This window comes from Maribellus luteus (genome assembly GCF_003576475.1).
GTDB classification, from domain to species: Bacteria; Bacteroidota; Bacteroidia; order Bacteroidales; family Prolixibacteraceae; genus Draconibacterium; species Draconibacterium luteum.
In genome coordinates this window covers 60,659-85,948 of sequence record NZ_QWGR01000007.1, presented here as the reverse complement: position 1 = coordinate 85,948, position 25,290 = coordinate 60,659, and the positions used below count along the sequence as shown (strand labels likewise).

General features: G+C 44.2%; 18 protein-coding genes. 7 read left to right on the top strand and 11 right to left on the bottom strand.

Annotated elements, in window-relative coordinates; genetic code table 11:
- Nucleotides 1-11: 11 nt before the first annotated feature.
- The 4 genes from D1614_RS13425 to D1614_RS13410 form a co-directional block, all read right to left on the bottom strand.
- On the bottom strand, nucleotides 12-3,068 hold the full coding sequence (locus D1614_RS13425) for an efflux RND transporter permease subunit (RefSeq protein WP_119438467.1): 3,057 nt from the start codon (nucleotides 3,066-3,068) through the stop codon (nucleotides 12-14).
- Nucleotides 3,068-4,141: an efflux RND transporter periplasmic adaptor subunit gene (locus D1614_RS13420; RefSeq protein WP_119438466.1), complete on the bottom strand. Its 1,074-nt coding sequence runs from the start codon at nucleotides 4,139-4,141 to the stop codon at nucleotides 3,068-3,070. The genes D1614_RS13425 and D1614_RS13420 overlap by 1 nt, the downstream gene beginning before the upstream one ends.
- Before the next feature lie 319 nt (nucleotides 4,142-4,460).
- Nucleotides 4,461-5,120 (bottom strand): porin family protein, encoded by a 660-nt coding sequence (locus D1614_RS13415; RefSeq protein ID WP_119438465.1) that lies wholly within the window; start codon nucleotides 5,118-5,120, stop codon nucleotides 4,461-4,463.
- Nucleotides 5,121-5,264: 144 nt separating this feature from the next.
- Complete coding sequence (locus D1614_RS13410; protein ID WP_119438464.1) at nucleotides 5,265-6,158, bottom strand: carbohydrate kinase family protein; 894 nt, start codon at nucleotides 6,156-6,158, stop codon at nucleotides 5,265-5,267.
- Nucleotides 6,159-6,379: 221 nt separating this feature from the next.
- Between D1614_RS13410 and D1614_RS13405 the strand changes: the two genes are divergently transcribed.
- Nucleotides 6,380-7,915 (top strand): alpha-N-arabinofuranosidase, encoded by a 1,536-nt coding sequence (locus D1614_RS13405; RefSeq protein ID WP_119438463.1) that lies wholly within the window; start codon nucleotides 6,380-6,382, stop codon nucleotides 7,913-7,915.
- A gap of 112 nt (nucleotides 7,916-8,027) precedes the next feature.
- Here the strand turns inward: D1614_RS13405 and rplT are convergent, their stop codons facing one another.
- The 4 genes from rplT to thrS form a co-directional block, all read right to left on the bottom strand.
- Complete coding sequence (gene rplT, locus D1614_RS13400; RefSeq protein WP_119438652.1) at nucleotides 8,028-8,372, bottom strand: 50S ribosomal protein L20; 345 nt, start codon at nucleotides 8,370-8,372, stop codon at nucleotides 8,028-8,030.
- A gap of 139 nt (nucleotides 8,373-8,511) precedes the next feature.
- Nucleotides 8,512-8,700 carry a 50S ribosomal protein L35 gene (gene rpmI / locus D1614_RS13395; RefSeq protein ID WP_438268354.1) on the bottom strand — a complete coding sequence of 63 codons (189 nt, stop codon included), beginning with the start codon at nucleotides 8,698-8,700 and terminating at the stop codon, nucleotides 8,512-8,514.
- Nucleotides 8,701-8,801: 101 nt separating this feature from the next.
- A complete protein-coding gene (infC, locus tag D1614_RS13390; RefSeq protein WP_119438461.1) occupies nucleotides 8,802-9,356 on the bottom strand; it encodes a translation initiation factor IF-3 in 555 nt (184 codons plus the stop codon).
- Between the two features lie 24 nt (nucleotides 9,357-9,380).
- A complete protein-coding gene (gene thrS / locus D1614_RS13385) occupies nucleotides 9,381-11,330 on the bottom strand; it encodes a threonine--tRNA ligase (RefSeq protein WP_119438460.1) in 1,950 nt (649 codons plus the stop codon).
- 659 nt (nucleotides 11,331-11,989) lie between these two features.
- Between thrS and D1614_RS13380 the strand changes: the two genes are divergently transcribed.
- The 6 genes from D1614_RS13380 (at nucleotide 11,990) to D1614_RS13355 (ending at nucleotide 22,018) form a co-directional block, all read left to right on the top strand.
- Nucleotides 11,990-14,206, top strand: coding sequence for a S9 family peptidase (locus D1614_RS13380; protein WP_119438651.1), 2,217 nt, complete (start codon nucleotides 11,990-11,992; stop codon nucleotides 14,204-14,206).
- Nucleotides 14,207-14,260: 54 nt separating this feature from the next.
- Entirely contained in the window at nucleotides 14,261-15,307 is a 1,047-nt protein-coding gene (locus tag D1614_RS13375; protein WP_119438459.1) for a TerC/Alx family metal homeostasis membrane protein, read from the top strand.
- Nucleotides 15,308-15,397: 90 nt separating this feature from the next.
- A complete protein-coding gene (locus D1614_RS13370; RefSeq protein ID WP_162304499.1) occupies nucleotides 15,398-15,979 on the top strand; it encodes a DUF502 domain-containing protein in 582 nt (193 codons plus the stop codon).
- Nucleotides 15,980-16,271: 292 nt separating this feature from the next.
- Nucleotides 16,272-17,429, top strand: a complete 1,158-nt coding sequence (locus D1614_RS13365) for an efflux RND transporter periplasmic adaptor subunit (RefSeq protein WP_119438457.1) — start codon at nucleotides 16,272-16,274, stop codon at nucleotides 17,427-17,429.
- Nucleotides 17,430-17,439: 10 nt separating this feature from the next.
- Nucleotides 17,440-20,604: an efflux RND transporter permease subunit gene (locus D1614_RS13360; protein WP_119438456.1), complete on the top strand. Its 3,165-nt coding sequence runs from the start codon at nucleotides 17,440-17,442 to the stop codon at nucleotides 20,602-20,604.
- Nucleotides 20,605-20,620: 16 nt separating this feature from the next.
- Nucleotides 20,621-22,018, top strand: a complete 1,398-nt coding sequence (locus tag D1614_RS13355) for an efflux transporter outer membrane subunit (protein WP_119438455.1) — start codon at nucleotides 20,621-20,623, stop codon at nucleotides 22,016-22,018.
- 87 nt (nucleotides 22,019-22,105) lie between these two features.
- Here D1614_RS13355 and D1614_RS13350 read toward each other — a convergent pair whose 3' ends face one another.
- The 3 genes from D1614_RS13350 to D1614_RS13340 form a co-directional block, all read right to left on the bottom strand.
- Nucleotides 22,106-22,984, bottom strand: a complete 879-nt coding sequence (locus tag D1614_RS13350) for a tetratricopeptide repeat protein (RefSeq protein ID WP_119438454.1) — start codon at nucleotides 22,982-22,984, stop codon at nucleotides 22,106-22,108.
- Between the two features lie 109 nt (nucleotides 22,985-23,093).
- A complete protein-coding gene (locus D1614_RS13345) occupies nucleotides 23,094-23,387 on the bottom strand; it encodes a 4a-hydroxytetrahydrobiopterin dehydratase (protein WP_119438453.1) in 294 nt (97 codons plus the stop codon).
- A gap of 83 nt (nucleotides 23,388-23,470) precedes the next feature.
- Nucleotides 23,471-25,126: an FAD-dependent oxidoreductase gene (locus D1614_RS13340; RefSeq protein WP_119438452.1), complete on the bottom strand. Its 1,656-nt coding sequence runs from the start codon at nucleotides 25,124-25,126 to the stop codon at nucleotides 23,471-23,473.
- Between the last annotated feature and the right edge of the window lie 164 nt (nucleotides 25,127-25,290).

The window sequence follows — 25,290 nt, the reverse complement described above, 5'->3', positions numbered from 1 at the left end:
CCGATTTTAGTCTAAACGTTGACTGTGGCCGGCACTGTATTTTTTCCGTCGACCTTGTACAATACGGTGTATAAAACCGGTACCACAACAAGCGTAATAACCGAACCAACAGCCAGACCAAACATTATAACGATGGCCGTTGAACTAAACATTGAATCGGTGATAAGCGGCGCCATTCCCAAAATGGTTGTGAGTGAAGCCATCATTACCGGACGCAAGCGCGACAAGGCAGCATCAATGGTGGCAGTCAAACGATCTTTGCCTTCCCGGATATTTCGGTTGATCTCATCCAGCAATACCACGGCATTTTTGATCATCATACCAATCAGCCCAAGAGCGCCGATGATACCCGCAAATGTCAGGAAAGTACCTGTACTTACCAGTCCCAGAACGATTCCCACAAAAGCAAACGGTACGATCAGGAAAATAATAATGGGTTGTTTCAGGTTGTTGAACAAGCCAATTATAATGATCGCCATTAAGCCGATGGCCAGCGGCAGAAACATAAACAGGGCCTCGTTCGCTTCGCTTGAGCTTGCAGTAGCTCCCTCCCATTTCATTACGTATCCGTCAGGCAATTCAATGGCTTCCACTTTTTCCTGAAATTTAGTCTGTACTTCAGCCGCTGTATGACCTTTAACAGCATCGCATTGTGCTTTTATCGAACGCTGGTTATCCAGGCGGTTTATAAGCTCGTAATCCCAGGTAACCTTCATCGTGTCGGCAATTTGCGACAGAGGCACACTTGCCACACTTCGCTGCCCCCACACAGGAATATTCATCAACTGTTCTACATTGTCGCCCAGTTTGGTGTCGGTGCGCAGAACAATCGGAAGCATTCTTTCCCCTTCGTAAACAGCGCCAATAGGCATTCCGTTGGTAGCAACAAGAATGGAGTTTCCCATATCGGAGCGAGTTAAGCCCAGCGGCTGAGCTTTTACAACCGAATATTCAGGAACAATCTTTTTGGTTTGATTTTTCCAGTTATCGGTAACATTGGTTGCAGTGGGTTCATCTAAGAATATCTTTTTTGCCTGGTTGGCCAGATCTTTCAGAACAGCAGGATCGGGTCCGGTAAACTGTGCTTCGATATCTGCATCAGCAAAAGCGGCTCCGTATTCCTGAACTTTGAAAAAGGCATCCGGGTAATTTTCAGCCAGGTATTTCTGAATCTCAGGAATAATCTCCGGTACGCGTTCCGTATTGTCGGTTTGGACGATGATGTCGCCGTAATTAGCGCCACCTGTTTCCATATGCCGCATCAGCAGGTAGCGCGCCGGTGGCCGCCCCACCGAAGCGGTAACCGAGTGTACGCCGTCCATTTCCAAAATATGTTGCTGAATTTTCAGCACATCCTTTTCCACCGCCTTTATGTCGGATCCCTGGGGTAAATAGTATTCAATAAAAAACTGGTCGTATTCGATTTTCGACATAAAATCAACTTTCACAAAACGGAACGACCAGAAAGCAAAAATCAAAATGGCAAACGATCCCAATGCAAAGGGGTATTTGTTTCGGATCCCCCACTTCAGAAACCTGCCGAAAATCCGGTAGAATTTTGAATCGTAGGCTTCGGCATGTTCGCCTTTGGGCCGTGTTTTCCGGTAGAAATACTTGGCATTAAACGGGGTTTGAATCATGGCAAACACCCAGCTTAGCGAAAGAGAAATAATCAATACCGAGAACAACGAGGCCAGGAATTCACCGGCAGCATTTGGTGACATTCTCAAGGGCAGGAAAGCCAGGATGGCTACAGCTGTCGCCCCCAACAAGGGCAAAGCCGTTTTTTTGGCTGTGTTTACAAAAGCTTTGCTTCGGTCCATTCCTGCTTTCAGATCGACCAGAATACCGTCAGCCACCACAATGGCATTATCCACCAGCATCCCCATGGCAAGAATAATGGCGGCCAGTGTTACGCGGTGCAACGGCAAACCGATGGAAAGCATCACGATCAATGTTCCGAGTATGGTAAATACCAGTCCGCTGGAGATCAATAATCCGGAACGCAGCCCCATGGCAAACATCAGCACGACAATTACAATCCCCACCGACATTACCAGGTTCATCATAAAATCTTTTACCGCAGCATCTACGCGGTCAGGCTGGTAATACACCTGGTTGATTTCAATTCCGGCCGGAAGCTCTTTTTCAAGCTCGGCTAGTTTTTCATCCAGCAACTTCCCCAGTTTTACAACGTTGATTCCACTTTCGTTTGACAAACCCAGCGTTAATCCCGGCTTATTGTTGTAGTACAAAGCTTCATTTTCAGGTTCCAGGTACGATTTTTTTATGGTAGCAATATCTCCCAAGCGAAAATTCCCTCCCCCGGGAACCTGAATCAGAAGATTCTCAATTTCTTCGAGGCTGGAGATTTTTTGCCCCACTCCCACGCGGATGGATTCGGTACCCGCCACCACCGAGCCGGGATTGATAATGGCCGTTTCGTTTTGAATGGCTGCGGCAATAAACATGGGGTTAACACTCAGTCCGGCCAGTTGTTCCGGAGAAAATATGATATCGATGGTTTGCGTGTGCTCCCCAAAAATCTGCGAACGCCGCACACCATTTACACCCAGCAATTCACGTTCGATGTATTCGGTATAATTTACCAGTTCCTCGTGGCTGTATCCGTCTGCGGTTACCGCATACAAAATTCCGTAAACATCGGCAAAGTCGTCGTTTACAATGGGCTCCATTGCTCCCGATGGCAACGAACCTTTTACATCGTTCACCTTTCTGCGCAGATGATCCCAAAGCTGTGGTAACTGGGGCGTTTTAACCGTAGGCTGTATATTAACTGTTATAATAGATAGTCCCGGACGCGAGACAGAGGAGATTTCATCGATATTCTCCAATTTCTGAATGGCTTTTTCAAGCACATCGGTTACTTCCAACTCTACTTCGTGTGCCGTTGCTCCGGGATAGACGGTGATTACAGTGGCTGCTTTGATCGGAATCTCTGCATCTTCGAGTTTCCCTATCTTGTTGTATGCAATTAAGCCGCCAACCAATACTGCGAACAGTATGGTTGAAATCATGGCTTTCTGGTTTAAAAGCTTTTCAAACATTACAGCAACCCTCCAATATTCGTTACTGAAGGTGTTTTCAGCGGTTTTACCTTTTGCCCTTCAACCAGGTAGTGAACACCGGCAGTAACCACCTGCTCACCAATGTTTAAGCCCGAAGCAACATTTACCCGCCCCTGTGTGCCGTCCAAGTCAATTTTTACGGAACGTTTTTCAACTTTACTGTTCGAAGGATTATAGACCCAAACATAAGTACTTGTTTTTTCATGAAAGATGGCTGTTTGAGCCACCGATAACTGGTTGGCATCCGTTTGGCAAAAAATGTGCACTTCAGCCGTCATTCCGGGAGCAACTTTCAATTCATTTTTGTTTTCAAACGAGAATTTTACTTCGTACAAACCATCCTGCATGGCTTTCTCGCTTACGCTCAATAACTGAACAGGAAGCTGATGAATCCCGGCATTGGCCACATTTACATAACTTTTTTTGTCGCTTTTCACCCTGTTTAGCTGGCTTTCAGAAACAGAAACAACAACCTCCAGATGCGAGTTGTCGATGATGGACACAATGGGAGTTCCGGCACCGACCGTTTGGTAATTTTCTACAAACTTCTCGTAAATGTACCCCGAAAACGGAGCTTTCAACTCCGTATCCAGCAACTGGTTCTGAGCATTCTCAAAAGCTGTTTTTGTCATCAGGTAACCCGATTTGATCTTTTCAAAAGTGTTTTCCGGAATTTTCTTTTGCTCAATCAATTGTTTGTAGCGCTGGTATTCTCCTTCTATCTGTTCCAACTGAGCTTTGGTTGTTGCCAGCTGAAGCTGATAATCGCGTTGGTCGATTTCGGCAATCACCTGCCCTGCACGAACATAATCACCTTGTTTTACATTTAATTTGGCGAGGGGGCCACCCACCCGGAAAGAAAGTGCCGTAAGGCTTTTTTCCTTGATCTTTCCGTTGAGTGTCATGGCATTCTGAACAACACCATCGCTAATTGTTTCTACTTTAACGTTTTTAATTGTTTCGGCTTGAGGCGTTTCTCCCGTTGAACTTTTACATCCTGCAAATGCAAGAGTAGCGGCCACCATAAAAAGAAAAAATCTTTTGAACTTCATTGTTTAATTCTTCTTTGTTTCTGTTTTTAATCGGTCAAAAGTAGCTTGTGCACTTTTTCATTACCATTGAAAGTGTGCCAACTGCTAAAACTCATGCCTGAAATGCAAAACAGAATACCCGAATTTTCAGGATCAATGTTGCGCACTTAATAATGTTGATCGGTGATTGGCCCGGAAAGCCTTAAGAAAATATGATAGCAACTGAACCAGAAAACAGAAATGTGGTTTAGAGTGGTCTGAATGAAAAATAAGAAGTAGCATAATTGAGCTTCTTCTTACTGTTTGTTCGGCGTCTTTTGTTTGGGTAACTTTTTACTGACTATTTCCCAAACTGGTAGGCAATGGAAATTTTTACGACCCGGTTTCTGGCAATGGTTCCATTCTCCTGGTTGGCCGCTATGTTGGCAAAGCCCAAATCGTACGACAAGCTTAACTCCACCTCTTCAATCTGAATTCCACCGGCAAATGACCAGCCCCAGTCCAGTTTTTTAAAGTCGTCACTTTTATTGCTGCCCCACTTCACATCTTTTTTTTCACAAACCCTTTCTCCCTGGTATTCGGTTGTGGTCTGCGATTGGCCACTTACTCCCATCCCCAGATAAGGGCCTGTTGCTCCAAATATTTTCTTGTCATTCCCCCAATTATAGCGGGTTTTTAGCATTACCGGCACGTCAATGTAATACAATTTTATATCCGACGAAATGTTGGAATCATCTTCACTGAAATCATATTTCAGCCCCTTGTTGGTTAGCAAAATTTCGGGACTTAAAGCAACAACATCATTTAGCGGAAACTCAAAGGTAAAGCCAAAGTGAATTCCTGAGTTCGCAGAAAAGTTATCGCTGTAACGGTTGTCGTTGTCCTTCGAGAGCATGGTTGCGAGGTTCATCCCACCTTTTATTCCAAAGTCTTGAGCAGGCAAGAATTCGCTTTGGAGAAATAAAGCAACGAGAATCAGAAGTTTAAAAGCCTTGTTCATTTTGGTCTGAAATTTAGTTTTATCACTCTAATGGTTGTATTTCAATCGTACCGGTTTCTACGAAATGAAGACCTCAAAAGTTAACGAAATCTGTGGATTTCAACAACTGAACGAAACAGAGTTTAACGACATCGGGAAACACAGTTATTCCTGGGCGAAGACTTTTGCAATATCCTCAGGCAACAGTGGCATCGCACCTTTTTGGGTGCATACATACGCCGAAACGTCCACTGCCAGCTGATGAACCCTATTTACCGGCCATTTCATTAAAATCCCCATAGCTAAAGCGGCGGTAAATGAATCACCCGCTCCCACCGTGTCAGCAATAGTTACCTTTGGAGATTCCAACCAGCTTCTTTCTGCATTTGTCCGAATTAAACTTCCTGCTCCACCTTTTGTAAGGGCAATCATTTCAATTCTGAAATCATTCAATAAGCGATCAAGAATATGCGTCTCGTCCCCTTCTATCCCAAATAGTTTTGCCACAACCGGAAGTTCATCTTCGTTCAGTTTTAAGATGTCACATTTCTGAAGCGATAGCTCTATCACGTCTTTGGAATAAAACGTTTGCCGGAGATTGATGTCGAAAATCTTCAGGCAATTTACCGGAAGTTCATCCAGTAAACACTGAATGGTATGAAATGAAACAGAATCGCGTTGAGCCAGCGCTCCAAAACAAAATGCGGAAGCCTGATTCACAAGTTCACTACGTTGATTGCACAAGGGAATTTTATCCCAGGCAACGTTCGTTTCGATCGTATATTCCGGTACCCCGGAGGAATCAACCTGAACATCTACCCTGCCTGTGGGGTATTCTTCCAATTGCGAAATAAAACGGGTATCCATCCCTCTTTTACTCAACAGATCAATTATTTCATTTCCCAATTGATCTTTTCCGACACCGCTGTATACAATCCCCTGCCCTCCCAGTTGAGATGCATGCCAGGCAAAATTGGCAGGTGCTCCCCCCAGTTCCTTGCCTCCGGGAAGCATGTCCCATAAAAGCTCTCCTGCTCCAACTACAATGGACTTATTCATATTTTTGGTTCAATGTTCGTTTTATTTGTAATTAAGGTTCACTAAAATAATGATTTCAGCTTAGCTATTCTAATTCTGTTGTAATCTACTTGCTTCTGTTTTTCTCTTATCTGCGCCCAAATTCTGGTTGGAAACACGATCAATCACAAATAACTTTCAGATAAGTGTTCAAATGACGATAATTATTTATATTTAGGAAATCAAAATTTAATACATTCAACATGATCAAACTTAAACCACTATTAACCATGATATTAGTTACCTACATCAGCGTATCATGGGGACAAACTAAACTTACCCTGCATACTGAGCAAAGCGATACAAAGATCAGCAAAGACATTTACGGCCATTTTGCCGAGCACCTCGGACATTGCATTTATGGTGGAATTTACGTGGGTGAAAATTCAGAGATTCCAAATGTGCGAGGCTTCCGCGACGATGTAATCGGCGCTTTGAAAGAGATGAAAATTCCGGTTTTACGATGGCCCGGTGGTTGCTTTGCCGACACTTACCATTGGAAAGACGGTATCGGACCGCGTGAAAACCGTCCGTCGATTGTAAACGTTAACTGGGGAAATGTTACCGAAGACAACAGTTTTGGAACACACGAGTTTCTGGATTTTTGCGAACTGATCGATGCAGATGCTTATATTAATATAAATGTAGGATCGGGTACCGTACAGGAAGCCAGCGAATGGGTAGAGTATGTTACTTCGTCCAACCTCAGCCCCATGACTGAACTGCGCAAAAAGAACGGTCGCGAAGAACCCTGGAATGTAAAATACTGGGGGATTGGAAACGAAAACTGGGGCTGCGGAGGAAACATGAGCCCGGAATATTATGCCGATCTGTATAAACGATTTGCCACCTTTACACACGGTAATCTTTATAAAATTGCATGTGGACCGAGCGAAGGCGACTACAACTGGATGGATGTTGTGATGCAAAAAACAGCCAGCAACTGGGGTCTGATGCAGGGGATTTCGCTTCATAAATACACGATCCAGACGCGTAACTGGGGAAACAAAGGAAACGCTACCGGTTTTGGAGAGAAAGAGTGGTTTGAAACACTTCATGAAACCCTCGATATGGAAACACTGGTAACCCGCCATTCAACCATTATGGACAAATACGATCCGGGCAAAAGAGTTGGCTTAATTGTGGATGAATGGGGGAACTGGTTTAACGTGGAAGAAGGCACGAATCCCGGCTTCCTCTATCAACAAAACTCTTTACGCGATGCCTTGGTTGCCGGGGTTAACCTGAATATTTTTAATAACCATGCCGACCGCGTGAAAATGGCCAATATTGCGCAAATGGTGAATGTATTGCAAGCCGTAATTCTTACCAAAGGTGAGGAAATGGTGCTCACGCCTACTTATTATGTATTTAAAATGTACAACGTGCACCAGGATGCGAACCTTGTGCCGGCCCATATAGAAACCGGGAAATACAGTTACGAAGGAAAATCGGTGCCCAAAGTACATGCTTCGTCATCAGTAAAAGACGGGGTACTTTCGGTTACGCTCTGCAACCTCGATCCCAACAATTCGGAACAGGTTGAGATTGTAATCTACGGAAATGAATATGCCTCAGCTACTGGGCAAATCATCACTGCCGAACAATTAAATGATTACAACGACTTTGGAAAAAATGAAAACGTTTCGATCAAGGAGTTTTCGGTAGTCCAACCCAAAGGAGGTAGATTATCTGTAAACCTGCCTTCAAAATCAGTTGTGCTGGTTCAGCTCCAATAAGAGCAATTCGAATAAAACAGAAAAGGAGGCTTAGGCTTCCTTTTTTTTGGTACAAAAAAACCCGCAGGAAATTCCTACGGGTTCAATGTATTTCACCTAAGTAATAGTCTTCTTATTTTACTTTTTCTACGATTGCTTTGAACGCTTCGGGCTGATTCATTGCTAAATCGGCCAAAACCTTGCGGTTGATTTCAATATCGTTCTTTTTCAACAATCCCATGAATTGTGAATACGACATTCCTTCGAGGCGAGTAGCTGCGTTAATACGCTGAATCCACAATCCACGGAATGTTCTTTTTTTCGCTTTTCTGTCGCGGTATGCATACTGCTGACCTTTTTCCCAGGTGTTTTTTGCAACCGTCCACACATTTTTACGCGACCCGAAATAACCTCTAGTTTTTTTCAGTAATTTTTTTCTCCGGGCACGTGATGCTACATGATTTACACTTCTTGGCATACTTTTTACTTTTTTGATAATCGGCGCTCCCAACCGTCGGTTGACAGAGGAATACTTTAAAGCACAATCATCTGGTTTTTAACTTTTTTTACCTTTCTCGTTAAAAGGATAATTGAAGGTAAGTCCGTCAGCTGACGGATTACTTCATGCACAACAAAAGTTTAACGTTGCTTTCGTTTGACTTATCGATGGTTGTCCAATAAGTCAAATTACGCTTACGTTTTGTACTCTTTTTAGTCAGAATATGACTTTTGTAGGCGTGCTTCCTTTTAATTTTACCACTTCCGGTGAGTCTAAAACGCTTTTTAGCTCCGGAATTCGTTTTCATTTTTGGCATAATTCCTACTAATTAAAATGTTATCAAAGAACTATATATTTCGTGCACATCGGAAGCTCCTCTGTACACGCGAAATAATTCCGTTAAAAGAATTATTTCTTCTTAGGTGAAATAAACATTGTCATACGCTTGCCTTCCAGCTTTGGCATTTGTTCTACTGTTCCAAGCTCTTCGAGAGCTGTTGCCAATTTCAGCAACAAGATTTCTCCCTGTTCTTTAAACAGTATCGACCGACCTTTGAAGAATACAAACGCTTTCACTTTTGCTCCTTCCTGAAGGAATTTCTCGGCATGACGCAACTTAAACAGGAAGTCATGCTCGTCGGTCTGAGGGCCAAAACGGATTTCTTTTACCACAATCTTGGTGGCTTTGGCCTTCATTTCCTTTTGTTTCTTCTTTTGCTGGTAAAGAAACTTAGAGTAATCAGTAATTTTACAAACGGGCGGATCGGCCTTTGGCGAAATTTCTACCAAATCCAATTCCATCTCATCAGCCATTCTTAATGCATCACGTAACTGAAATATACCGGGGTTTTCAATATTTTCCCCTACCAGACGTACTTGCGGAACACGGATTTTCTGGTTAATCCTGTGTTGTGGTTCTTCTTCTCTTCTCGGCTGAAAGTTTCTCGGGCCTCTTCTTTTAATAGCTATTTTACGTTCCTCCTAAAGTTAGTTATACAATCCTGATAATTGCTCTCTTACCTCGTTTGCTATAAATTCAGCAAATTCATTTATTCTCATTGTTCCTTTATCTCCTTCTCCCTGGCGCCGTACCGAAACTGTTTCTTCTTCGGCTTCTTTTTCGCCTACGATCAGCAAATAAGGGATGCGTTTTAATTCGTTGTCGCGTATCTTCCTACCAATCTTCTCGTTACGGTCGTCAACGACGGTGCGAATATCGGAAATATTTAGAACTTCTGAAACTTTTTTAGCATAATCGTTATACTTTTCACTGATTGGCAGGACAACTACCTGTTCTGGTGTCAGCCACAAGGGGAACTTACCGGCAGTATGCTCAATAAGCACAGCCACAAAGCGTTCCATCGATCCAAACGGTGCACGGTGGATCATTACCGGGCGGTGACGTTTGTCGTCGGCTCCGATATATTCCAACTCAAAACGTTCGGGCAGGTTGTAATCTACCTGAACAGTTCCCAGCTGCCAGCTCCTTCCCAACGCATCTTTGATCATGAAATCAAGCTTCGGGCCGTAGAAGGCAGCTTCTCCCAATTCGGTAACCGTATTTAATCCTTTTTCTTCGCAAGCTTCAATAATTGCCTGTTCTGCTTTGTCCCAGTTCTCAGGCGTTCCGATGTATTTTTCCGGTTTTTCAGGATCACGCAACGAAATCTGAGCCGTGTAATTTTCAAAACTCAATGCTTTGAAAATGATAAAGATAATATCGATTACTTTTTTGAATTCGTCTTTTACCTGGTCGGGGCGGCAGAAAAGGTGGGCGTCATCCTGGGTAAAACCACGCACACGTGTCAGCCCGTGCAATTCACCACTCATTTCGTAGCGGTAAACCGTACCAAACTCGGCCATGCGAATCGGTAAATCCTTGTACGAACGCGGCCAGGCTTTGTATATCTCGCAGTGGTGCGGACAATTCATCGGTTTCAGCAAGTACTCTTCGCCTTCGGCAGGAGTTGTAATCGGCTGAAACGAATCTTTTCCGTATTTCTGGAAATGCCCGGAAGTCTTGTACAGCTTCACATCGCCAATATGGGGAGTGATCACCTGTTCGTAGCCATATTTCTTTTGCACCTTTTTCAGGAAGGTTTCCAGCTGTTCGCGTAACTGGGCGCCTTTCGGGAGCCACAACGGAAGCCCCTGCCCTACATTCTCAGAGAAAGTGAACAGTTGCATTTCTTTTCCGATTTTGCGGTGGTCACGTTTTTTGGCTTCTTCCATCATCACCAGATACTCGTCCAGCATTTTCTGCTTCGGAAAAGTAACCCCGTAAATACGGGTCAGCATTTTATTGTGCTCGTTACCACGCCAGTAGGCACCTGCAATCGAAGTTAACTTAATCGCTTTTATATAACTGGTATTCGGAAGATGTGGTCCGCGGCAAAGATCGGTGAAATTCCCCTGGTTGTACAAGGTAATGGTTCCGTCTTCCAATTCGCTGATCAGTTCCTGTTTTAGCTCGTCGTCTTTTTCGGTGAACATGTTCATCGCATCGTTCTTCGAAATTTCAGAACGAACAATGTCATTTTTCTGACGGGCCAGCTCCAGCATTTTCTTTTCGATCTTCTCCAGATCTTTATCCGAAATCGTCTTTCCTTCCGGCAGGTCAACGTCGTAGTAAAAACCGGTATCAACAGTTGGGCCTATCCCAAACTTGGTTCCCGGATAAAATGATTCGATCGCCTCAGCCATCAGGTGAGCCGACGAATGCCAGAATGTATCTTTTCCTTCCCGGTCATCCCACGTGTGCAGCTTAACTTTTGCATCGTGATCAATTTTTCTGGTGAGGTCCCAAACCACACCGTCAACTGAAACCGACAATACGTCTTTAGCCAGCCTCGAAGAAATGGATTCTGCTACTTCCATTCCGGTAACTGCCGCATCAAATTCGCGCACACTGTTGTCCGGTAGTGTTATTTTAATCATTTTTATGTTTGTTTTCGGTTCTCACAAGATGTTCGTTCTTCCAACTCCTGCAGTCACGCTGCTTTCAGAACAGACAAGGATAAGAACAGTTTAAACTTACTAATGCTCCTTAAAAAAGTGGGGCAAAGATAATGAATCCTTTAAGATTTCAAGCTTTCAAAGGATTTGTAACGAAGAATTTTAACCCAAATTTTCAACACCTTTCTATTGATATCTTCGCAGCCTGACATCGTTCTTATTTACGACTGCACATCTCCCCCTCCTAATTCACTGTTCTATTATAGATTACTGCTAAAGATTGATTAAAAACAGAAAATTAAAGGCAAAGTGATGATTTTAGTGTCACAATAATACTTGCAAGAGAAAATTATTCCGTTATTTGTATTTCTGAAAATTACATGCGGGTTTTAAGGTTTCGGGACATGGCACATAAATGGCTCCGCCGAATGTAGTTTTCAAAAGTATATTTTTGGTGAAATCCAGATTAATTTCATAACTCGACCTATTTAGGTACAAATGCCGTCCGGGTGAATTCCCGGGTGGCATTTTGTTTTAGGGCGTTTATTTCAAACCTGAAATGTTAATTTTCCCATTGGTCTTTTGGCTTCATTAACATTTGTTATTTTTGTCCGGAGTCATAAATATTAATGCAAAACAAGATGAAACAATTTCTGTTTATTGCGCTTCTGTTTGGAGTGTCATTTGCCCTTCATGCACAAGAAGCTCAAAAAATTACACTCGAAGATATTTTGGTAAAAGGAACTTTTCGTGCCTCGTCGGTTTACGGACTTCGCTCCATGAACGACGGTATTCATTATACAACCATGGAAGGAAATACCAAAGTGGTGAAATACAGTTACCAAACCGGAAAAGAGGTGGAGGTTCTTTTTGATATCAAAAGTGTAAAAGATGCTCCAATTGCTTCGTTTACTGACTATGAATTTAGTAAGGACGAAACCCAGATACTTTTTACCACCGACATAAAACCTATCTACCGCCATTCTTTTACGGCCGAATATTATATCTGGAACTCAGTAACCAAAGAACTTACGGCACTTTCGGATAAAGGTGCGCAACAAGGAGCTACTTTTTCGCCCGATGGTAACCGGGTGGCTTATGTGCGTGACAACAATATCTTTATTAAAAACCTGAAATTCGGAAGTACAACACAGGCTACTTTCGACGGGAAGAAAAACGAAATCATCAATGGCTTGCCCGATTGGGTGTACGAGGAAGAATTTGGAGATTTTACTTCGCTCACCGGTTTTAACAAAGCGATATGGTGGTCGCCCAACAGTGAGTTCCTGTCCTTTATCCGTTTCGACGAACGCGAAGTTCCGGAGTTCTCAATGCCCATGTACGCAGGTGCTGCTCCTGAGTATGCAGCCTTTAAACTGTACCCCGGCGAAGCTAGTTGGAAATATCCTAAAGCAGGTGAAAAGAACTCGGTAGTTCAGGTATTGAGTTACGAAATACGAACCAAGAAAACAATCCCAGTTAATACTGGAACCGATACCGACATTTACATTCCGCGTTTGAAATGGTCGCCTGCAAACGACCTGGTGGTAATGCGGCTTAACCGCTTGCAAAACCAGCTCGACGTACTTTACGCCAATCCTTATACCGGCGAAGCGCGCGAGGTGCTGACCGAAAAAAACAAACGCTATGTGGATGAAGATTTTCTGGATGCATTTACTTTTTTAGACAACGGCAACTTTGTAGTTCTGAGCGAACGGAATGGCTGGTCGCACCTGTATTTATACGACAGCCAGGGCATTGAACAAGCGCAGTTAACCGATGGCGAGTTTGACGTAACCAAGTTTTACGGCTACGATGCGGCCAAAAAAGTATATTACTACCAGGCAGCCGCTGAATCGCCCCTTCGCCGTGAAGTGTACTTTATCAGCCAGGACAAAAAACTACAAGGCAAAACGTCTAAAATGGAAGGCACCAACGATGCCGTTTTCAGTAAGAATTTCAACTACTACATCAATTATTTCAGTAGCAACACTGTGCCCAATTACATTACGCTTCACGAAAACAAAAAGGGTGAAATTGTGCGCACATTGCAAGACAACACGGTGTTGAAGAATACTCTGAAAGCCATGAATGTTCCGCAAAAAGAGTTTTTCAAATTTAAAACTTCGGAAGGTGTTGAGCTGAACGGATACATGATCAAGCCCCTTGATTTTGACGCTTCTAAAAAATACCCGGTGTTTATGACACAATACAGCGGCCCCAACTCGCAAAGTGTAAGCGATTCGTGGGGCGGTGTTGGCTGGAACCAATACCTGGCTCAGGAAGGTTTTCTGGTGGTTTGTGTCGATCCGAGAGGAACAGCCGCGCGTGGTGAAGATTTCAGAAAGGTTACTTACCTGCAGTTGGGAAAATACGAATCCGACGACCAGGTGGAAACGGCCCGTTACCTGGGAACACTCCCCTATGTGGATGCGTCGAACATTGCCATTTTCGGGTGGAGCTACGGTGGTTTTATGACTTTGCTTTCGCTTGAAAAAGGAGGTGATCTGTTTAAAGCGGGTATTGCGGTTGCTCCGGTTACCAACTGGCGCTTTTACGACACGGTTTATACCGAACGTTACATGCGTACACCCCAGTTAAACCCTGGAGGATACGACGATAATTCGCCCCTAAACCATGCGGGCAATATTAAGGGAAGGCTGTTGATTATTCATGGAACAGCTGATGATAACGTGCATGCCCAGAATACCTACGAAATGACAGAGAAGCTGGTACAAGCCGGTGTTCAGTTCGATATGGCTCTGTACACCAACCGCGATCACAGCATCAGGGGAGGAAATACAACAATGCACCTCTACACTAAAATGACCAACTTTTTAAAGGAGCAGTTGCAGTAATTTCCAATATAATCAGTGCATTTCTCTGTTTTTTTCAATCGGTAAATATCCATCATGAGTATTGAAATCATTTCAATGGCAGTATTTCTGGCGTTTATTGTCGGAGTGCTAATGATTGACCTTGTGTTTGTAGGAAGGAAGGTGCATATTATTTCGGCCAAAGAGGCCATCGTGTGGAGCGTTGTCTGGATATCTCTTGGACTATCGTTCTATTTTGTTCTGTTTTACTTTGGCCATTTGCTCCATGGCATTACCACACCCGAAGAATTACGGGAAATATGCAGACTTTACAATCCCTATCTCGAATTCAAAACCAATACTTTTGACCAAATGCTGGCAGAATACCGGAAAGCACAGGCCATTAATTATCTCTCCGGATATTTTATTGAAAAGACCCTTTCGATCGACAATATTTTTGTGATGATGATGATTCTTACCGGATTTTCCGTGCCGCAAAAAGACTATAAACTCATTCTTTTCTGGGGGATTTTTGGTGCGATTGTTTTACGTTTTGCGTTCATTTTTGCCGGTGTGGCTATCATTCACCGTTTCGAGTGGGTGCTGTTTGTTTTTGGTGGATTCCTTTTGTATCAGGGCATAAAAATCCTCTTTGAAAAAGACAAGAAACCCAAAGACCCCAAAGATTCCAAATTGGTAAAATGGGTAAGCCGTCACATAAACGTTACCACCGAATATGGGCACGACAGTTTTTGGTTCCGCGAGAAAGGGAAACTTGTATTCACCCCGCTTTTCCTGGTGCTGATCATGATTGAATTCTCGGATCTTATTTTTGCATTCGATTCCATACCGGCCATTTTTGCTGTTTCACGCGATCCGTACATTGTATTTTTCTCTAACGTTTTTGCAATTCTGGGATTACGTGCACTGTTCTTCCTGCTGGCCAATCTGATCAACAAATTCCGCTTTCTTAAACCGGGAGTGGCATTACTGCTTGTGTTTGTGGGAGCCAAATTATTGTTTCACAAAAACCTGAGAGACTGGGGCTTTCAACCCGAATATTCGCTTTATTTTATCGGAACAGTGCTGGTGATAAGCGTTTTGCTTTCTGTGCTTTTCCCGAAAAAAGAAGTTAGTAATTAGCAATAACATGGCAGCAGGGCTAAAACCAACCTCCATTTTATGTTTGTAAAAAATGGAGTACTTTCACAAAACGGAATAATCATAAGGAATATGAAAAAGTTGGGCAGTTATTTTTTTCAGGGAGTGTTGCTGGTAGCACCGGTAGCCATTATCATTTACATTCTTTACACTGTTTTTGTAACCGTCGACGGCTGGCTGGCCAGCAACCTAAAGCCCGTAATCGGCGTTCATATTCCAGGCCTCGGAATTGTTATTTTGGTTGTATCACTTACCATTCTTGGGTTTATTGGACAAACAGCGCTTGTGTCGCCCATTAAGCGTCTTGGCGAAACTTTTATCAAGCAAATTCCTTTGTTAAATCTGCTGTACACTTCACTGAAAGATCTTTTTTCTGCTTTTGTGGGCAACGAAAAAAAGTTCAATGTCCCCGTAAAAGTTCACTTCAATAAAGAGAATAACCTCTGGAAACTGGGTTTTATTACCAAAGATTCGCTGGACGAATTCGAACTCAAAGACATGACAGCGGTTTACTTTCCACATTCCTATAACTTTTCCGGCGAATTGTACCTGGTTCCTGCCGAGCGCGTGGAAAAACTATCCATATCTCCGGCAGAAGTAATGAAATTTGTGGTTTCGGGAGGGGTAACCCGTATTTCCCAACTGAATGAATAGCTGCTTATACATCCTTTAATTATTACAGTATTTGTGCATTTCTGGCAAAATACAATCAATTTCTTACTGACCGCCGAAAAACCAAAATCGCTGTAATCAATTCAATCTTCATCCAACTATATTCAGTCTGAAACTAATGTTTTCTGGCTTGTCCAGGTTCAATTTATCTATAATACAGCCCCTTAAACTTTCCCAAAAGCTAAAAAAATGTTCATTTTATGATGTTCTAACACATTCTGAATTTCAGAAAATCACTAACTTATAAGAGTGATTCGCTATAAACAAACAAAAAATGAACAAACCAAACTTAACAAAAAGCAGATTAATCGTTGCTTTTATGATTGCATTCTCACTTTTTGGATGCAGACAGACAGGCGTGAAACAAATGCCCCCCGTTAATGTAGAAGTAGTAAACGTAAAACAACAAAACATTGTTGAGAAAGTCGATTTTGTTGGAGAGGTATCCGGTTACCAGGACATTTCTATCCGGGCCCGCGTACCGGGATATTTGGAAGGAGTACATTTCAAGGAAGGATTTCCGGTAAAAAAAGGACAGCTTCTTTATACGGTCGACAAACAAGTCTACGAGGCAGAAGTTGCCGCCAAGCAAAGCCTGCTTGCCGAAGCAAGGTCACAGTTTGCCAAAGCAAAGAGCGACTTCGATCGTTACAAGCCACTAGCAGAATCAAACGCTGTAAGCATGGCCGATCTGGATGCAGCCAAACTACAATTCGATGCAGCAACATCAATGGTTGAAGCCGCCGAAGCAAATCTGGAAATCGCTAAAATTAACCTCAGCTATACCCAAATAAAGTCGCCTATCGACGGAATTATTGGAAAATCACAGGCCGATGTGGGAGAATTGGTTGGTCAATATCCCATCGTTGTTTTGAATACAGTATCTAAAATGGACGAGATCTTCGTGGAATTCTTCTTGCCTGAAAACCAATACCTCAGGGTAATTAAAATGGCCGACAACAGCAAGGATATTTTTGATGCATCCCGTTACCTCAAAGAAGATATGGAACTTGTTCTGGCCGATGGCAGCATACACGATTACAAAGGTTCAGTAACATTTATCGACCGGGGGGTAAACAGCAACACCGGAACCATCCTGGTACAAACACATTTCAAAAATCCCGACAGGATCGTTCGTCCCGGTCAATATGCAAAAGTTCGCATTCCGATCGAACATAAAAACGCCTTGCTGGTTCCTCAAAAATGCATCAAGGAACTTCAGGGGCAATATTCGGTTTTTGTCGTAAATCCTGAAAACAAGGTCGAAACCCGACAAATCACCCCCGGCAACAAAATTGGGGATCTATGGCTAATAAAGGACGGTTTGCTGGCGGGAGACCGGATAATAAGCGAGGGAATCCAGAAGGTTAAAAACGATATGGTCGTAAATCCGACCGTAGTTGAGTTCAACAGTCAATACCACGAACAGTAAAATCGAAGTTATGTCGGAAAGTAAAGGCAACCTTTTTGTTCACAGGCCAATTGTAGCCATGGTAATCGCCATTGTAATCGTGATTGTTGGCTTTGTTATGCTCAACGGCCTTCCTATCGAACAGTATCCCAACCTCACGCCTCCCATTGTGCAGGTCCGTGGCTCTTATACCGGCGCCAATGCGCTAACGGTGGAAGAATCGATGGCCACACCGCTCGAACAGCAGATCAACGGCGTTGACAACATGATCTACATGAAATCAACCAACGCCAACGATGGCTCCATGAATATTCAGATTTCGTTTGAAGTGGGAACCGATCCGGATATGAACACCGTTCTGACACAGAACCGTGTTTCTGCCGCTACCGCCAAACTACCTGAGTCGGTAAAAAAAATGGGCGTAACCACAGTAAAATCATTGTCAAATGTTCTGATGCTCATCACCCTAACCTCTGACGGAAGATACGACCAGGATTTCCTGGGGAACTACGCACTTATCAATATCAAAGACCAGCTGGCGCGTATTCGCGGAATCGGGCGCGTAAATGTTATTGGTGCATCCGATTATTCCATGCGTATTTGGGTAAAACCCGACCGGCTGGCTGCCATTGGAATCACGATTCCCGAAATTCTGGCTGCCATTAATCAGCAAAATGCTGTGGTTCCGGGTGGAAAATTCGGGGCCGAACCCGCTCCTCCGGGAACGGAATTCACCTACACCGTGCGCATGCCCGAACGCTTTAACTCTCCCGAAGAATTCGGAGACATCGTAGTCAGAACTGAATCCGACGGTTCTCAGGTTAAACTGAGAGATATTGCCGAAGTTAAACTGGGCGTGGAAACCTACAGCACGTTCAACCGCTTAAACGGAAAAAAATCCTCGATCATCGCACTTTACCAGGCTCCGGGCTCCAATGCCGTAGAACTGGCTTCCCGGGTCAGGGATGAAATTGAAAACCTATCAGGCAGTTTTCCGGAAGGAATAAAATACGATGTGTCGCTCGATTCAACTGCTGCCATTAGCGCCGGTATCAGCGATATCGTGGAAACACTCATTATTGCGTTGATTCTTGTGGTTTTGGTGGTATTTCTTTTTATCCAGGACTGGCGTGCCACCTTGATCCCAACCATCGCCATTCCGGTTTCGCTGGTGGGGGCTTTTATCTTTTTCCCTTTGCTTGGATTCTCGATCAATGTACTGTCACTACTTGGTCTGGTGCTCGCCATCGGAATTGTAGTTGACGATGCCATTGTGGTGGTTGAAGCGGTTCAGGTAAATATTGAATCCGGAATGAATGCCAAAGAAGCAACCCTCGATGCCATGCGAAAAGTAACCGCTCCGGTAATTGCAACTACCCTTGTGTTGGTAGCGGTATTTATCCCGGTAGCAGGAATGGCAGGTATTACAGGGCGCTTGTACCAGCAGTTTGCCATTACCATTGTGGTTTCGGTGTTGGTTTCATCGGTTAATGCTCTGACACTGAGTCCGGCGCTTGCTTCTCTTCTATTGAAAGAACCCAAGCCCTACAAAGGCCCGCTTGGCTGGTTTTTTGGCAAGTTCAACAAATGGATGGGGAAATCGACCGAAAGCTATATGACGCTGACCGGTATTTTGAGCCGCAAAATAAAGCGGGGAGTTATTTTTATTGTTATGCTTACCGTATTGGCCGGACTATTTGGCAAGCTTGTCCCCGGCGGGTTTATTCCGGAAGAAGACATGGGTTATTTCTTTGTGAATATGCAGTTACCCGATGCCGCCTCTTTACAGCGATCGGATGTGGTGGCTAAACAGATTGAAGGAATCCTGGCTGAATACCCTGAAATTGAGTTCGTAACCACCGCTACAGGTTTTAGCCTGCTGTCGGGGGCCATGGCCACCAATACAGGTTTTATGTTTATAAATCTGATCGACTGGGATGAGCGCGAAAAAACAGTAAAGGATCTGATGCAGGAAATCAATATAAAATTAGCCACCCAAATTAAGGGAGCGCAGGCTTTTGCCATCGGACCGCCAGCCATTCCAGGCCTTGGAAACGGTTCAGGTTTTAGTTTCATGCTACAGGATCGTGCCGGCAACACACCGGATTATCTGGCTCAAAATGCCAGTAAATTTATTCAGTCAGCCATTGCACGAGAGGAAATTGCCAGTGCGTTTACGACTTTTCAGGCCAATGTTCCGCAACGGTATTTAAATATCGACAAAGAAAAAGCTTTGAAAATGGGTATTTCGCTCAATGATCTGTATACTACAGTTGGGGCTTTTATGGGCGGTGCATACGTCAACGATTTTACGCGTTTTGGGCGGCAGTACAAAACCTATATTCAGGCTGAAAACCAATACCGTTTATCCGAAAAAGACATTAACAGTTTCTTTATCCGGAACAACAACGGAGATATGATTCCGCTGGCAACACTTGCAACCGTTGAACCTGTTACCGGTCCTGAATATACCAACCGCTTTAACTTGTATCGGGCCGTGGAAATAACCGGAACACCTGCCGCGGGATTTACGTCAACACAAGCCATGGATGCCCTTGAAGAAGTGGCGGCAGAAGTTTTGCCGGAAGACATGGGCTACCAATGGAATGCTATGTCGTACCAGGAGAAAAAAGCCTCCGGTTCGCTCGGAATTATTATGGCTTTCTCGCTCTTGTTTGTATTCCTGATTTTGGCGGCACAATACGAAAGCTGGTCACTACCTTTCAGTATCTTGCTCGGAACACCTTTTGCCATTTTCGGGGCGCTGTTTGCGCTTTGGAGTGCCCGCTTTCTGAGCACTTCATTCGAGAATAACATCTTTGCCCAGGTAAGTTTTGTGATGCTGATCGGGATGGCGGCCAAAAATGCCATTCTGATTGTGGAGTTTGCCAAAGAGGAATTTGACAAAGGGAAATCGTTGTACGATGCAGCTATCGAAGCTGCCCGCTCACGTTTTAGGCCTATTTTAATGACAGCCTTCTCGTTTATCCTGGGTATTCTACCGTTGATTGTAGCCTCGGGATCGGGAGCTGAAGCGCGTAAAGTGATGGGAATGGCCCTGATGGGAGGAATGGTGATTGCCACTTTCCTGGGCGTTTTTCTTTACCCGATGCTTTTCATCTTTATTGGCAAACTGGCCGGTTACGAAAAGAAACGCGAGAAGAAGCTTCAGTTGGCTGCAGAAAAGACACAATAAATCAACTAATCTGAAAATGATGAAACATCACATACTTCAAAAATCGGGCACTATCATTTTATGCCTTGTGATAATGACGGGATGCATGGTAGGTCCGAATTTTCAAAAGTCGGAAATCAAAAGCCCGGAAAACTTCCGTGCACAAACAGCAGCCACCGACACAAACGCGCTTCCCGACTGGCAAAGTATTTATACGGACAAAGCGCTCGCTGATCTCATTGATTCGGCCTTACAGAACAACCTGGATGCGCGAATGGCGCTTTCGCGGGTAAATGAATCGCGGGCTTACCTGGGCATGGCGCGGGCCGACCTCTACCCTTCCCTTATGCTTGGAGGAAACACAATGTATGGCAACACACTGGGTGCTTTCCCAACAGGAAAAACCAGTGCGTCGTTAACGGCAACTGCCAATATCAACTGGGAAATTGCCTTCTGGGGAAAGTACCGGCGCGCCAACGAAGCTGCCCTGGCAGAGTTAACCGCCAGCGAATACGGGCTGAAAGCCATACAGCTTAGCCTGGTGGCCGGTGTAGCCGAAAGTTATTACAGCCTGCTCGATTATAAAAAACGGCTGGTAATTGCCCAGCGAACATTGGCAACACGCACCGAGTTTCTGCGAATTATTCAGGAACGTTTTGATAAAGGAATTGTACCGGAAATTGATCTGAACCAGGCACAAATACAGGAAGCGTATGCCGCATCATCGATTCCGGTGTACAAGCGCTCCATTGCATTTACTGAAAATGCCTTAAGTGTTTTACTCGGAAAAGCTCCGCAAACGCTGGACAATGTATCAGAACTCGACAAGCTGACACCTCCGGAAAATATTCCCGTTGGAATGCCCTCTCAATTGCTTGCGAGAAGACCAGACATTCTGGAAGCAGAACAACAGCTGAAAGCACAGAATGCACGAATTGGTGTTGCACAGGCTTTGCGTTTTCCGTCGATAAGCTTAACCGGTTTATTTGGGCTCGCCAGTACCGACCTTGAATCGTTCAATACCGGTGATGCCGTGATGGGATCGGTAGGCGCGGGTATTTTGGGGCCCATCTTCCAGTTTGGCAAAAACAAGCGGAGAGTTGAAGCAGAAAAAGAACGAACACAGCAAATGCGTTTGAACTACGAAAAAACGGTGCTTGCTGCCTTTCGCGAAACAGAGGATGCATTGGTAACCATACAAACATTACTGGAAGAAAAACAACTGGTGCAAAAGCAGCTGAGCGCTTCCGACAATGCCGCCAAACTGTCGAAACAACGGTACGACGGCGGCATAACCAGTTACCTGGAAGTATTGGAAGCCGAACGTACTTTGTTTGAAATTGAACTTTACTATTCTGAGCTTCAGAAAAGAGTTTTCACCGCTTATTCAAATCTATACAAAACGCTCGGCGGTGGTTGGGCTGATGATTTGTAACTCACCCACCGATTTATAAAACAAATGCAGCACAACCAGGAATATCCTTTTTATGCTGCATTTGTTTTATTGATCATCCGGAAAAAATTACTGAGACAAATATTTTTGATAGAAATCCACCTTTTCTTCGTCTCCAAAACGCGCGTAAATATTCACAAAATAACCTGCATATTCTTTGCCCGGCTTTTGAGCCCACAGCTTTTCCAGGTAAGGAAGGGCTTTTTTGAAGTCGGCGGTTACCAGGTCAAGTTCTTTTAGTAATGCTGCGTATTGTTTGCGGGTTTTGTTTTGCTCGTATTTTTCAATTTCCACCTCGTAACGCTTCTGCCCTGCCCGGTAATATTTCTTTGCCAGCCAGTCTATCGCTTCCGGCTGATCCGGATTCAGGTTCAAAAGAGCGGTCGCAACCGAATCGCATGTCGCATTATTTTCGAGCTTTTTATTTACTTCCAGGTAAGTGCCCAGGTTATTTTCAGTCTGCTTTGCCGTTGCGTTCATCTTTTCCCAGAATTCGTTAGCCTTTTCCCACGAACTTATTTCGGCATACATTTGAAAAAGGCGTTCATTTACCGTCGCGTTCTCACTACCAAATTTTTCAGAATAGCTTTCCAGTGCGGATAATTCTTTGGAAAGATTGCCTTCTGAGCGGTAAATTTCGGACAGGGTTTGATACATTTCGGCATCAGCAAAGTTTTTGTACCGGGCCTGATCGAACCAGCTTTTGGCCGCTTCCGAATCGCCTGCTTTGAAAGCCAGTTTTGCGGCCTTCGCAAAGTCAGCACCCGCGATCTGCTCCAATGGAGTGGTTTCAACAAATGACTTCCACTGCGCCAATGCAGCAGCATAGTTTCCGGCTGTTTCGTAGGTTTCCGCTTCGGTTTTTGCGTTGGTCAATACTTTGGGAGCGCCGCAGCTATAAATCAATAAGATGAAAAGCAGCCCCGGCAGTAGTTTGTTTAATCTCATAGTTGTTTTTTATTGCGTCGCAAAACTAAGCATTTCGCAAAAGAATCGAAAAGAGCTATGGATTATTACTTTGAAACCGGCCAAAGTTTCAGTCTTTGCTTACTTCTATTTATGAGATCTGACGGAAATACGCATCGATTTTTGTAGCCAAATAAAAATCCTTTTCGGTTAAACCACCTGCTGAATGTGTAGTTAAGGCAATATTTACCCGGTTATAACTATTCTCCCAATTCGGGTGATGATCTGCTTTTTCGGCCAGCAAAGCCACTGCTGTCATAAACGAAAAGGCTGCCGTAAAATCTTTCAGCCGAAACGAACGCTTTATAAACTGTCCTTCCAGTTGCCAGGTAGAATCGAGCTGCTGTAAATTTTCCCTGATTTGTTGATCACTTAATGTTTTCATGTCCGCTGTTTTTCTGTTTATACTAGTAAAACAGACAACACTTCAACATGTTCTGATCCAATGGTCCAGATCATGACAATGCCCTAATAACTCAATACCTGTCCGGCTTCCAGCAGCTTTTTCTCTACCGCTTCGTAATCGATATTCTGAAGATCCTGCTTCTTATTCAAAGCCATCTCTGCCATTATCGCTGCACTTTGTCCGAGGATCATAAAAACAGGCTCCATGCGAATCGATCCGTAGGCAATGTGCGAGCTGGAAACCGCAACGGGTACCAAAAGATTGGTGCACTCATTTTGCTGCGGCAAAACCGATCCCATCGAAATCTGGTACGGTTGCTTTGGATGAACGCCAATATCGCCCTCGTTTTGCACATAGCCTTCCGGTGTAATGTAGCGTTGCGTATTGTGAGAATCCATGGTGTACGAGCCCATTCCGATGGGATCCAAAACCGGATTTTTCCCCAACACTTCGTTTTCCGTCATTACAAATTCGCCTCTCATTCTGCGCGCTTCCCGCACATAAATCTGGTGTGGCCAGTTTCCGTTATCGGTAAATTCATCCTTTGCCAGCCCCCATTGCTGCATTTCCTGCTGTATCTCTGCCGGAACGCGCGAATCATTCGCATAGAAATACAAAAGCCCTTTTTGATAGTTTTCATGCTCCCGGATAATTTCGGCCCTGCGTTCGTAGCTCGCCTCCGGGTAATCGTAATTCATCCCGATGTTATCAAAGCTGAAAGGACCGTGGTTATTTACATCGGTTTTGTGGTTCGGAATGGGATCAAATTTCTGGAACGTTTCCCGCCAACCGCTGTCCAGCACCCGAACCAGCAGTTCGTATTGCGTTGAATCGTAGTCCGCAGGACGTTCAAAAGGAACACGGTTTTCGGGTGTTTTTGTCAAACACATGCGAAAACAGTAGGCCTGCAAACGTTGATCTGCATCTCCTCTATTCCCGGGAAAATCGGTGGAAATTCGCGGTAACACACCGCTTTCCGGATCGCCGGGAATAACATACGGACTGATCTTCAGGTTTCCGAAATGATGACTGTGGTGCAAAACTCCCACCTGCACGCCGTTCCATTCTTCGTTGTATTTTTTGTTCGATTCCCGGCCAACGGTATAGCTTATGCCCGCAGCAGCCATCAGGTCTCCCTCGTAAGTGGCATCCATAAATATTTTCGCCTTAAACGTTGCTCCGCTAAGTGTGCGAATTGATGTGATCTTTGCCTTATCTTTGGTTACTCCAGTTTGGCGGTCGAGCCAGTGGTCGCGAAAAACCCGGATGTTGTTTTCACGGATAAAATCCTCAAAAACCTTTTCGGCTACGTGCGGTTCAAAAATCCACATGGTGCGTTTATCGCCGTCCATTGCCGGAGTTCCCTGCCCCTTGTTGCCATAACTGTCTTTTGTTTGCCACTTCCAGGCTTCGTCCTGTTGGTAATAATCGTAAACACGCTGGTAAAATTCGCGCGCCAAACCTCCGATAACTTCTTTATTCCCGGTATCGGTAAAACCCAGTCCGCTGGAACTTAATCCTCCCAAATGCTTGTCGGGGCATACAATAATCACCGATTTATTTGACCGGGCCAGTTCCACCGCAGCAGTAACAGCTGCCGACGTTCCGCCGTAAATCACTACATCGGCTTCATGCGAGTCTTGTTTGTCGGAATTACTACATCCGGTGAGTAAGATAAAAAAGCTAAAAATGAAATAGATTACGTGGTTTAATTTCATAATGGTTCTTTGAATTAATTATCGATGGTTTTTGTTCTTTGCCCCAAACATCGGGTTGCCGATTAAAGCCAGTTAGTTCATCTTCATGTTAAATCTTTCAACAGCATACGTAAGCCCGTCGCCGGAAACAACAGCAATTATGCATTTACGTTTTCCCGGAATTA